This is a genomic window from Pedobacter sp., from assembly GCF_045628745.1.
Lineage (GTDB): Bacteria > Bacteroidota > Bacteroidia > Sphingobacteriales > Sphingobacteriaceae > Pedobacter.
Map to the genome: position 1 here is coordinate 1 of NZ_JAZQPU010000293.1, position 12,165 is coordinate 12,165.

The following is a 12,165-nucleotide window of genomic DNA, read 5'->3' on the forward strand; positions in this document are numbered from 1 at the left end:
GATCAGGTCTGATGCTAAATTGTTAAGCTGTTCTGTTAATAATTTACTTACACTAGAGCGTGCAAGTGTTGAAACACCACCACCGCCTCCAGCTAGACTTTGGAAAGGATTATCGGCCATGAAGCGGTTTAAAGCTAACAATGAAAACACTTGTTTATTCAGTTCACCTTCGTCTGTATTTATCTGCAGCAGCTTCGTATAAACTTGACCATCTATTGCACCACGTTCATTTTCTGGCAGGTCTAACCTGAATTTAATAATTGGTTTCATCAACTCTCCGGTCATGGATAAATAAACCTGGAAGGGTAATTTTGTTTTATAAGTATTTCTTGTACCCTCACCTTCAGCATTGGCCTGGTTGGCTAATAAGTCAATAGGGGCGGCGTTTACCTCATAAAGGGCTGTCAGGTCAACGTTAGCCGACATTGGTTCTCCCGTCCATATAATTTCACTTCCCTGAACCAGTTTAAATTGTTTCTTACCCATAGGGCCCACAGAAAGGTTGTATGAACCATCAGAAACTTCATAAGCGCCTGTTAAGCTGACTTTTCCACTTGGATCCATGGTTGCGGTTAAAGTGGCTTGTCCTCTCACCATCAGTGCATCGCCATTTTCAGGATCTACCACCACATTTAATTCTGCCTTTGGGTCAATATTAATGGTTGCACTAAGATTCATGCCTTTTACAGGTGCCTTACTGATGGAATCTTCAACGCTAAGCGCTTTCATGCCATTGTAAGGCGCAACATCAGCATCGATATATTGAACAATGCCTTCCTGACTAATGACCGAAGGATCGGTAGGAGGCATAGCAAAGAAAAACTTGGTTTTATCTTCCACCTTAATATCCATATTCACATCAGGTTGGTTAAGGTCGCCACGAACTTTAATGGTACTGGTTAAAAACATGGTGCCATAAATCATCTCATTATCAGTTGCAGTAGAATTTAACACCCTGAAATTATTGGTTTTTAGATCCAGGTTGAATTTAAAATCCTGGTAATTCGAAGTTAAAATTCCACCGTTAATGGTTGCTTTCTGGTTTAGCGAATCAATGATGGTAAAATTGTTGAAATTAACACCTTTTTCATTAAAGGTGATCGTTTCATTTGGCATTCTGAAATAGGAGTTAGCATAAGCCACATTAAACGCTGCCTGGTTAAACTTCAGCTCTCCTAGAACCTTCGGTGCGGCTAAAGCACCAGTAATGTTAAACTCACCAGTTACAGTACCAGAACCCTCACGGATTTGTCCCATGGACAAACTTTCTACAGCACTTAAATCAATCTTATCAATATTAACCTTTAGGTCTAAGGCACTTTTTGGTGCAGCATAATAGAAACCATTTGCCCTGAATTCATGTACCCCGGTTAAGGCAATGTTGGTCTCAAAAGCATCAGCTGTGTTGTTGTTGACCGCTATCCGTAAAGTACCCAACATGTCTTTCTGGTAGCGAAGCTCATCTACGGTAAGGTTAGCTTCAAACTTAGGCGACGCAGCCAGGTCTTTAACGTTCACTGTACCATTGATAGCGCCGCCAGCAAGAGCACTGTCGGCCTCAGCAATACTAGTAAGCGTTTCAATCCTGAAGTCTTTAAATTCAACCTTCAGCGGTGCATTCGGCGTGTTTTCCAGACTGTTCACAGACAACATTTGCCCATTATTACTCAGGTTAAATTGATTCGCCAGGATGCCCGACTGCCCAAATTGAATGTAGTTTTCAGGACTCACTGCCCATTTTTCATAATTCAATAATAGTTTGTCGGGATCAAAGCTAAAACGGAAATCTTTGGCTATAGATTCGAACTTTCCACCCAGCACATACCTGTCAGTGCGTTTGCTATCCCTCAAAAATATATTTAAGCCCAGCACATTGTTGATTGCATCGCCGCTTATTTCAGAATTGAAGAGTGAAATAGAAGGGCTTTGAACGTTCTTGACGGTTAATTTATAATTTAGTTTCTGGTTATCATTGTTAACCGTTAAACGGGTACTGTCTACTTTATATGTTCCATAAACTACCCTTGGAAACGAAGCGTTCATCACCAGGCTATCTTTTTGGGTGTCTAACAAACCACTCATTCTTGAAGGAGCGAAGGTGGTTAACTCCGGTATCAGGTTTTGTAAAAACGCGGGATTGTAAAAGTTAACAAAGAAGCGGAAACGTTGATCAGGGATTTTGGTCACCTCGCCAAACTGGTAATACTTATTGATCTGGTTGATCATGGCAGGGGCCAGATTTGATAACTGGTACTGGCCATCAACACGGGCACGAAGAATTTCAGACCTCAGCGTCAACAAGGTTTTCGTTTCACTTGCTTCTGCATGAAGCATAATGGTGTCCACATTAAAACGCTGTGCATCCTTTACTATCTGCAGTCCATGAATTTGTACATCACCATTCAGGTAGTCAGCATCGGCACTTGCGATGTCAGCATTGATGCGACCAGCGAGTTTAAATTCTGTAGGACTGAAATTTAACTTTTGCAAGTCTACCTGTTTCAAGTCAATATCGCCTTTAACAGCAGGATATTTGCCCGCCATATTTACAAAAGCCTTTAAGTTAAAGTTGGCATTGGTATCTGCCATGCTACTTTTAACGTTCAGCTGCTGGGCGGCATAACTTCCACTAAGGAGTAAGTTTTTATAAGTATATTTATTGTATTGAGCACTGATAACTTTAGCATTCAGGCTGGCATTGGCTTTCTTCATGTCAAGCCCTGTTCCTTTTACTTGTGCCGTTAAAGTTAGCCTGCCCAGAACAGAATCCATTTGCAACAAACGGCCCATGTTAAAGTTGTTCAGGTTGATGTTGGCATTGTAATTTTCCCTTCCTTTAGCACCTTTCATACTGGCTAGCAGCTTTGCAGAACCCATGTCTGTATTAATGTTAAAGCCGGTATTGAAATTGGTTAAAGAGCCTTTGAATTTACCATTTGCATTGATGGCATTAGGAAGGGTAATATTGCTTGGGAGTGTGTTTTTAGGAATGACCACCAAAAGATCTGCTTTGGTCATCGAAAATCTCTTGATGTTGAGGTCAAGGAAGGTTTTGTCTACATCTGGCAAACCTTTAGCCGTTCCACTCACATCAATATGGGTGTTTTTTAATCCTGTAACCTGCAGTTTAGGAATCACCAGGTTGTTCATGTAACCTTGGGCAACAGCGTTCACTTTTATTTTTTCATTTCTATAATTTGCTGGCACAGCATCACTGAAATAAGCAGCATCCCTTAATCCAATAGTGGTGTTTTTAACCTCCATAAAAATCTTCACTTTCTCAGGATGTTTTGTCAAGTCATCCATAGAAGTGTAATTCAGCTGCGTATTGTTTTCTATACTCGTGTTTGGTGTTTTAATACGTAAATTATTCACTTTAACAAGTTTGTCTGAGTAGACTACATCACCTTTTAAATCGGTTAAGGTAAAGCCACTTTTCTCTTTCAACTTTCCGCTGTTTACCTTAACTTTAATAGCGGTGTCACTGTAAGCAATGCCGGTGGCTGTTAAACCAAGGGTATTAAATTTCAGGTGATTGAAGTCCATCCCTTTTACAGGCTTCGCCGCCAGGTTATCAAACTGCACCACATTATCGGCAAGGCTCAGGCTATTCAACAATAAATTTAAAGGAGCGGCCTTAGCAACGGTATCTGTAGTTTTCGTACTTTGAGCAGGAGCAGGTTTAAAGGCAAAAAGAACGTTAGATTTGTTCAGTACGGCATCACCAACACTGTATTTGCCATTTTTAAGATCTGCCTGCAATTGCGTAAAGGAGAATTCCCTTAAGTCTAAATCTGCTTTAGTACTGTTAGCAGCACTGGTAAATTTTATTTTAGTGTTGTTTAGATTGGCATCTGCTAACTTATAATTATTATTGGTGAGGTCAATAAAGAGTTTTGTTAAGGCAATTTTATTTAAATCTACCCGGGCATCAGTTTGCGAAAGCCGATCGTTGAAATTAACCTGCACATTATTAAAAGCGAAATTCTGAATTTCTACCAAAGGCAATTTGCCAGTTTCCGTTTGTGTGGTATCTACGCTTTTCTCCAGTTGAGCCTGTAATTGGGTTAAAGGTTTTTGCTGCAGGTAACTTACAGCTGTATTGATGAGGTTAAGATCGGTGATGACGTAATGTTGTTTGTCGAGGTCAAAGTCCTTGATTTTGGCATTGAAATCACCAAGGCGTAAACGCATGTCATTTCCTGCAACATCATCGTGATAAACGATACCTATGTCTTTCAAAGATATTTTATCCAGAGAAAACTTTAAAGTAGAGGTGGTATCGGCAGCAACTTTTTCTTCAGGTTTCTTTTCCTCAGACATAAAAGCGTCTACTAAAAAGGAAAAGTTAAAGGTGGTATCCGGGTCAATCCTGGTTACATTGGCCCTCACTTTTTCTAATTCTATATTGTTAATCTCTACCTTGTTGCTCAATAATTTAAACAAACTGATATCTACAGCCAGTTTGTGTGCATATAAAAGGGTGTCTTTTTTTAAATCTTCGATGTAAAAATTGTTGAGCACAACATCTTTTGGGAAAGCGATTTTGATACTTTCCAACCTTACTTCCGTGTGTGTTTTATCTTTAAGGTAATTTACAGCCTTATTTTTAACGAAGTTCTGAACGGCGGGTATATTCAAAGACAGTGCTGCCATCACTACCAAAAGGATAATGATAGAGATTACCCATAGAATAACCTTCAAACTTTTACGTATATATTTATTCAAGTGATGAAATTTAAAAGGTGAAAACCAAATTTTATTGAACTAAAACCATGCCATTTGGACATATTTAAGAGCACATTTTAAGTTTAATGTTTAAAAAACATCCTTAAAACTTAGACGAGTATTAACGGTTGTATTTGGAAGGTTATGATAAAGCCTCACCATAAGCTGAACCTTGGTGGTTTATAAATATTTGTTTTGTGCTGTTTACGAAATTTTGCTTTCAATTTCGATGATGGAAAGAATGTTACCTGCCGGATCTTTAAACCAGGAAATTGTTGGAGCCCCGATGCCTCTTGATATTCCATTTTCGTCTGTTTTCAATCCTTCAACATCGTATTGTTCAAATGTGACACCTGCACTTCTCAGTTCGTTCACCGTTGTTTCAATATGTGGAACCATGAAATTGAGCACGGTAAAAGTTGCGGGCTCGTGGTTATCTTTTGGATAGATAATGATTTTCTGTCCACCCAGGTTGAGCGCTAATACCCCCATAGGGTCATCAGTGATTTCTAAACCAAGTGTATTACTATAAAATTCTTTTGCAGTTTGCAGGTCGTTAACCGAGAAACTGCTGAATGTTTTGGCGTACTTAAACATGATCTTAATGGTTAAATAACAAGTCCTTGAAATTGGAAATTATGCCCTGATTTACTTCTTAAATTTACTAAATTTTAGAAGAACTTAAAGAATAATGAATTTAAAAGTGCAGTAAAGGCTTTCGATATAAGATGATATTTATCAGTGTTTTACATTGAAAAATGAAATTATAATTCTTCAAAATAAATTACTCTAAGTAATTGTTATGCTGTAATATTACTATATCATTTAAATTATTAAACCATGGAGGATATAAAAAAGAAAACATCTATGTTCTTTTCTGATGAATTTAGACAATTAACAAAAATTTTTCTGCAAAAAACCACTTATACCATATTATCTAAAGTATCGGGAGGTAAAGAAAAGGCCTTACTTTGGTCATATGGTCAAAGTGAATTGTCTCCATTTATACTTTTACAGGGGCATTTGAAAGGGAGTTATCCTTTACCAAATAAGAATAACCCGGAATTTATAGAATGGCATGATCCGGAAGTTAGAGGAATTATACCCTTAGATAACTTTAAAATCCAAAAAGATTTATGGCGTAAATTAAAGAAAGAAAAACTAAAGGCTGAAAGTGAACGATTTGAGATCAGGATAAATACAAATTTTAATGCCGCCATCAGGGGGTGTGCTGCACCTAGAGGAGGTAAAACGAAAACATGGATTACCCCTGAATATATTGAAGTAGCAACCGAGCTTCACCGAATGGGACATGTTCATAGCATAGAAACCTATATTAACAATAACCTGGTTGGAGGTGTTATTGGCATAGCAATAAATGGTTTTTTTGATAGTCTAAGCTTATTTCATACAGTAGATAATGCCAGTAAAGTTGCCTATTATTACCTTCTGGTGAAACTAAGAGAGGATGGTTTTAAATTGATTGCAAGTGGTCCTAATCCTTGGTTTAGTCAATATGGTATGGTCTATGTAGAAAAGACAGCATTCAGAAAGGAATTAATCAACGCAATTACAGCTCCTGTTTCTTTTAGTAATAGAGTACCCGTAATTGATTTTTAACTAAGAAAATCACCTACTCGTCATACCTTTCCTTAAGATATTTAATTGTCGCACTCATCAACATGCTGAGTTTCTCCTCACTGATGTCAGACAACTTATTGATATACACACAAGCCTTACCCATTTTAAATTTCCCCAACCTTGTTAACAACTGTTGGTGCTCCTCTAATCCGGTGAAAACATAAAGCGAAATAGCCGCTTTACGTGGTGAAAAGCCGATTAGTGGGGCAATCCCTTCATGCCCGCTGGCATACTTATAATGATAGCTGCTAAAGCCAATGATACTCGGTCCCCACATTTTTGGTTCTGCTTTTGTTCATCTGCTATTGCATTGATATAATCGGTTACACTTTCTGCCGATAATTTGGGTTAATATTTGCGGGGTGATTAAGAACATGAAATTGTAAAAGGAATTTCTTGCTCCATTTGTTAATTGAGGAGGAAACAAAAACTTCAATTGCTAAATAATCAAGCGATTTAATTGTTGTGTAATTAAATTCCTATTGCTTTTATTAACTATAGGGCTTAAATTCCCAATGCTTTTGCAATTCACTTAAAATATGTATGTTTATCTATGAATAGATTGGATTTAACCATCAATTATGAATCTTATACAGGTTTAGAACAATTAAACGATGCTGATAAAGCCCTGTGCATTCAGGCAGAGGAGGCATTGAAAAGCTCTTATTCTCCTTATTCTAACTTTAAAGTGGGTACCGCTATCCGATTAAATAATGGACAGGTGGTATTTGGTAGTAACCAGGAAAATGTAGCCTATCCATCTGGATTATGTGCCGAAAGAGTAGCCTTGTTTACCATTGGTGTAACCTATCCGGATGCGGAAGTAGAAAGCATGGCCATCACCGCACACACTGAAAATTTCACCATTATTAACCCTGTTACTTCTTGTGGCGCCTGCCTGCAGGTGATGGCTGAAGTAGAACTGCGCCAGAAAAAAGAAATAGAGGTTTTGTTTTATTGCCTGAACGGTAAGGTACTGAAATTAAAAGGTGTTAAAAGTTTACTTCCTTTTGCATTTTTTGAGGACCGTTTAGCTGTCTGATTTTACTCATTTTTTCATATCTTTGCCGCACCCGGAAGTGTGTAGTACTTCTGTGCTGAATTTTTCATATCAGCACTATTATTTATAGCAAGAATTGCTTTTTTAGGACCATATCATCAATATATTTAATGAACGACGAAGGACAAGAAAACGTAAACGGAGAAAATAAGCACACCATAATCCCTATTACCGGGCTATATGAAAACTGGTTCCTCGATTATGCTTCTTATGTAATCCTGGATCGTGCAGTTCCCCATATCAATGACGGACTGAAACCCGTGCAACGCCGGATTCTGCATTCATTAAAAGAAATGGACGATGGACGTTTCAATAAAGCAGCCAATGTAATTGGAAATACCATGAAGTACCACCCCCATGGTGATGCTTCCATTGGTGATGCCATGGTGCAGATTGGTCAAAAAGACTTGCTGATCGATTGTCAGGGTAACTGGGGTGATCCTATTACTGGTGATAGTGCTGCTGCTGCCCGTTATATCGAGGCGCGGTTGTCAAAATTTGCCAATGATGTTGTTTTCAATGCCGACACTACGGTTTGGCAGCTGAGTTATGATGGCCGTAACAACGAGCCCATTACCTTGCCTGTTAAATTTCCATTACTTCTTGCCCAAGGTGCTGAAGGTATTGCCGTTGGTTTAGCCACTAAGGTAATGCCCCACAACTTCAATGAGCTTTTAGATGCTTCTATCGAAGCTTTAAAAGGGGTAAGGCCTAACATCCTTCCTGATTTCTTTACCGGTGGTATGGCAGATTTCTCTGCCTACAATGAAGGGATGCGTGGTGGAAAGGTCCGCGTGAGGGCTAAAATTACCGAAAAAGACAAGAAAACCTTAGTCATCACAGAGATTCCCTACAGTACAACAACGGGCTCGGTCATTGACAGTATTTTAGCTGCCAACGATAAGGGGAAAATCAAAATCAAAAAAATTGAAGATAATACTGCGCAGCATGTAGAGATCGTCATTCAGCTTGCACCGGGTATATCTCCTGATGTAACGATAGACGCACTTTATGCCTTTACTTCCTGCGAGGTTTCTATCTCTCCAAATACATGTATCATCAAGAATGATAAACCTCAGTTTCTGACGGTAAATGACATCTTGATTGAGAATACAAAAAACACCAAAGCCTTATTAAAGCAGGAACTTGAAATCCGACTGAGTGAACTTGAAGAAAAGATTTTCTTTAGCTCGCTCTTGCGCATCTTTATTCAAGAGGGCATGTATAAAGACCACGGTTACGAAACATCAGCAAATTTTGAAGGTGTCGTTACGGTGTTGTATGCCTTATTTGAGCCTTTTAAGGATAAATTTTACCGGGATATTATGCCCGAAGATTTCAAGAAGCTTATTGATAAGCCAATGAGCAGCATTACCCGCTTTGATGTTAAAAAAGCGGATGAGCAAATGAAATCGCTTGAAGATGAAATTAAAGTCATCAAAAATCACCTTCGCCACCTCACCGATTATGCCATTGCCTGGTTCCAGAAGTTAAAAGATAAATATGGTAAAGGCCGTGAACGGAAAACAGAAATCAGGCTTTTTGATAGGGTAGAGGCGTCGAAAGTTGCTTTGGCTAATGTTAAAATCTATTTAAACCGCGAGGATGGTTTTATTGGTACAGGCTTACGTAAAGATGAGTTTATTGCTGATTGTTCTGACCTAGACGAGATTATTGTGTTCCGTGAAGATGGTAAATGTACCATCACCAAAGTGGCTGATAAAACTTTTGTGGGCAAGGGCATTATTCATGCTGCGGTTTTCAAGAAAGGTGATGACAGGACTATATATAATGTAATTTATAAAGACGGTGCCAGTGGCGTATCTTATATCAAACGTTTTGCCGTAATGGGCATTACCCGCGATAAGGAATATGACCTGACTAAAGGGAGTAAAGGAAGTAAAATCCTCTATTTTACGGCTAACCCTAATGGGGAGGCCGAAATTGTGAACGTACAGCTTAAACCGCATACCAAATTAAAGAAACTCAACTTCGATATAGACTTCGCTGAAATTGCCATTAAAGGGCGTGCTTCGCAAGGTAATATCGTTTCGAAATATCCAATCAAGAAAATCCTGCTGAAAAGTAAAGGTGTTTCTACTTTGTCGGGTTTGAAAATATGGTACGATGAGTTATTGCGCCGGTTAAATGTAGATGGCCGTGGAAAATACCTTGGTGAGTTTGATGGCGATGATAAAATTCTGCAAGTCCATAAAGAGGGCTGGTATGAGTTGAGTACGTTTGAACTGAGCAATCACTTCGATGCTGATCTTATCCTGATTGAAAAATATAACCCCGAAAAGCCTTTCGCTGTGGTACACTATGAGGGTAAAGCTAAAAACTACTTCATCAAAAGATTTGTGTTTGAGGGTATTGGCGTCGGTAAAAAGCTCAGCTTGATTAGTGAAGAGACAGGATCTAAATTCATCTATTTAACAGGAAATCCGGATGCTAAACTGACTGTTGATGTACGCAAAGGAAAAAGCCAGATACCAGAAACGCTGGAGATAATGCTGGCAGATTTTATTGACCTGAAAGGAATCCGTGCAAATGGAAACAGGTTAAGTCAGCACGATGTTAAATCTATGTCTATCAGCAACCAGGAAGAGGTAGAACTAAAAGATGATGTGACGCCTGCACATACAGAAACAATGGAAGAGCCAGAAACCGCAGGTGAAACTGAAACAACTGATCAGTCTGAAAGCACTGAGGAAGAAAGGTCTCTGCAGGAGGATAGTGATGATAACGAGGCTGCTGATAGTGATGCTGTAGAAGCAACTGAAGAGGCCGCACCTAAGGCAGTGGAACCAGCAGTACCTTCAAAAGAGGAAGAAGTACAAACGTCAGCTCCGCAAAGGCCAAAATTAAGGTTTACCAGGCCGCAATCCGAAGTTCCTGCTGTTGAGTCTCTTGAAAATGCTGCTATTGTGCCTCAAGCTGCACCAGAAACTGAAAAACCTGTTACTGATGAGGTTAAACCTAAGCGTAAGCCTTTATTCAAAACAGATGTGAAACCTGCGGCAGTAAAGCCTGTAACAAAGGAACAGTCGGAAACAAAGGAACAGTCGGAAACAAAAGAACAACATGAACTAAAGACACAAACTGAAGCTAAGGAAAAACCTGAAGGAGAAGAAAAACCTACAACAAAAAAGGAAGCTCAGCCAGCCAAAAAGCAAAAAGACATCACCCTGGAAATCACAAATCCTGATGATGTTGATATTGACGATAAGGGGCAAATAGGTTTGTTTTAAAAGGCGTCTGGTAAACGCTCTAGCGCCATCACCAAAGAGATTCCAAAAATAGCAGAGGACAGAAAGAAATTCCAATCCCATTTTTTAACTTTTAACAGGCCAATTAAAATGGCCGATAAGGCAAGCGTACCGGCCACAATTAACAGCTGGCCGAACTCTAAGCCAATGTTAAAAGCAAACAACTCACCTATAATGCTATTGCTGGTACCCAACAGGGTTTTCAGGTAATTGGAGAAACCCATTCCATGAATGAGTCCGAAAAATAGCGCTAGCAAATATTTCAAATTCACGGCCTTACTGACGGCATTTTTGCTTAAAATATTGGCAGCGGCAGTAATAACAATGGTTACAGGAATTAAAAATTCTACCAATGCCATGTTGACCTGTATAAAATCTAAAACACTTAAGGCCAAAGTAATGCTGTGACCAACGGTGAAAGCGGTCACTAGTATCAATACTTTTTTCCATTCTACGAGGCTGTAACTGCCACATAATACCATCACAAAAAGAATATGGTCGTAGCCACGCCAGTCTAAAATATGTTTCCAGCCTAATTCAAAATATAGAGAAAAATCTTGCATGAGGCTGCAAAATCGGCTTTTATTTTAAACATTACAAGTCCGTTTGTATTTATACAAAGTTGTTACAGCGAGTACATCAGGTTTTGCTGTAACTTTCTAACAGATCAAAACCATCGCAAAAAGAAAAGCCATTACCAGAGGCTTTCCTAAGTCGGTTAATGCAGCTATTGACAAATATTAGTATTTAAATTTGTAGGTGAGCCATAGAACGTCATCTTCAATTTGCTTCACATTTTCGAGCTTTAAAAGTGTAGCACCCTTCTTTTTTATGGAGTCATCAATTTCAAAGAGGGTAGAAGTTCCTATCGTGCCATCTGCAATGGGTAAAAGCAATTGATAAAGTTCGTCGATCAATTCCTCATTCAAGAAACTTCCATTAATGCGCGCCCCACCCTCTAACATTAACTTTTCAATGCCAAATAGATGACGTAACTTCTTAAGTGCAGTTTTTAAATGGATTTCAGCTACACCAGCAAAAATATATGATACACCAATGTCTCTTAAATGTGCCAGATAGGCATCTTCAACTCCTTCGGTTAGTATTGTGATTACATGATCGCCTTCCATTTCAGCGCTTTCCCATCCTAATTTACCTTTACCATCAAGAGCAATTGCAAATGACTGTGAGTTAGAGGCTGCCACAAAATCACTCCGATCAATCTTATCATTGCCTTTTTTCAAAATAGGCTTTGCAAAGTCTGTAAAGTCCTTTTCCATGGTAGTGCGGCCAACTATCCATGCATTGATCCCTACCTGGTTATGGATCTCCTCAAACTTGTTTTTCAAAATCATCATCTCCGGGCTATCACCCCATTTCTCTCCGAGTATCTTTCCGTCTACTGAGGTCATCATTAGACAAATTATATATGGCCGGTCATTCATCTTTGTGTACTTTTATATATAT

At 38.9% G+C, this 12,165-nt stretch carries 8 protein-coding genes; 3 read left to right on the top strand and 5 right to left on the bottom strand.

Features of this window, described 5'->3' with window-relative positions:
* Both ACR2F7_RS10855 and ACR2F7_RS10860 read right to left on the bottom strand, forming a co-directional pair.
* Positions 1-4,728 (bottom strand): translocation/assembly module TamB domain-containing protein (locus ACR2F7_RS10855; RefSeq protein WP_432713583.1); only part of this gene is annotated, 4,728 nt, incomplete at its 3' end.
* A 204-nt stretch (positions 4,729-4,932) separates the two neighbouring features.
* The gene (locus ACR2F7_RS10860; RefSeq protein WP_432713584.1) at positions 4,933-5,325 is read right to left on the bottom strand and encodes a VOC family protein; all 393 of its coding nucleotides are present in this window, start codon (positions 5,323-5,325) and stop codon (positions 4,933-4,935) included.
* A gap of 243 nt (positions 5,326-5,568) precedes the next feature.
* Between ACR2F7_RS10860 and ACR2F7_RS10865 the strand changes: the two genes are divergently transcribed.
* Positions 5,569-6,348 (top strand): leucyl/phenylalanyl-tRNA--protein transferase, encoded by a 780-nt coding sequence (locus tag ACR2F7_RS10865; RefSeq protein WP_432713585.1) that lies wholly within the window; start codon positions 5,569-5,571, stop codon positions 6,346-6,348.
* Between the two features lie 13 nt (positions 6,349-6,361).
* Here ACR2F7_RS10865 and ACR2F7_RS10870 read toward each other — a convergent pair whose 3' ends face one another.
* Positions 6,362-6,646 (bottom strand): DUF1801 domain-containing protein, encoded by a 285-nt coding sequence (locus ACR2F7_RS10870; protein WP_432713586.1) that lies wholly within the window; start codon positions 6,644-6,646, stop codon positions 6,362-6,364.
* Between the two features lie 276 nt (positions 6,647-6,922).
* Between ACR2F7_RS10870 and ACR2F7_RS10875 the strand changes: the two genes are divergently transcribed.
* Together ACR2F7_RS10875 and ACR2F7_RS10880 are read left to right on the top strand one after the other, a co-directional pair.
* Positions 6,923-7,411: a cytidine deaminase gene (locus tag ACR2F7_RS10875; RefSeq protein ID WP_432713587.1), complete on the top strand. Its 489-nt coding sequence runs from the start codon at positions 6,923-6,925 to the stop codon at positions 7,409-7,411.
* Positions 7,412-7,539: 128 nt separating this feature from the next.
* Entirely contained in the window at positions 7,540-10,680 is a 3,141-nt protein-coding gene (locus ACR2F7_RS10880) for a DNA gyrase/topoisomerase IV subunit A (protein ID WP_432713588.1), read from the top strand.
* On the opposite strand, the gene ACR2F7_RS10885 is transcribed toward ACR2F7_RS10880, so the two are convergent.
* Entirely contained in the window at positions 10,677-11,261 is a 585-nt protein-coding gene (locus ACR2F7_RS10885; RefSeq protein ID WP_432713589.1) for a HupE/UreJ family protein, read from the bottom strand. The genes ACR2F7_RS10880 and ACR2F7_RS10885 overlap by 4 nt on opposite strands.
* Positions 11,262-11,438: 177 nt before the next feature.
* On the bottom strand, positions 11,439-12,143 hold the full coding sequence (locus ACR2F7_RS10890) for a dihydrofolate reductase family protein (protein ID WP_432713590.1): 705 nt from the start codon (positions 12,141-12,143) through the stop codon (positions 11,439-11,441).
* Positions 12,144-12,165: the final 22 nt, after the last annotated feature.